This window comes from Sulfitobacter sp. 15WGC, assembly GCF_005068605.1.
Taxonomy (GTDB): domain Bacteria; phylum Pseudomonadota; class Alphaproteobacteria; order Rhodobacterales; family Rhodobacteraceae; genus Sulfitobacter; species Sulfitobacter faviae.
This window is the reverse complement of record NZ_SZNL01000196.1, coordinates 1-252: the sequence shown is the minus strand read 5'-3', so window position 1 is coordinate 252 and position 252 is coordinate 1. Positions and strand designations below refer to the sequence as shown.

1 rRNA gene is annotated in these 252 nt (G+C 47.2%); it reads left to right on the top strand.

The features are described 5' to 3' along the window. Positions 1 to 252 (top strand): 23S ribosomal RNA (locus tag FCK22_RS18540); the annotation flags it as partial.

Sequence of the window (252 nt, the reverse complement as noted above, 5' to 3'; positions counted from 1 at the left end):
AATGGGGCAACCCACCTGATTATACTCTGTTATTGCTTCGCAATGTCCGCTCCGTGCCGACCTTTGGTCGGTACATTTTGATCTTCGATCAAAACACTGGGTGGTCGCCAGCGAAGTGATTATCAGGTGTAAGACCAGGTATTTTTAGGCTGAATATATAGGCTTAAAAAGGCAAACCCGGGGAACTGAAACATCTAAGTACCCGGAGGAAAGGAAATCAATTGATACTCCCCTAGTAGCGGCGAGCGAACG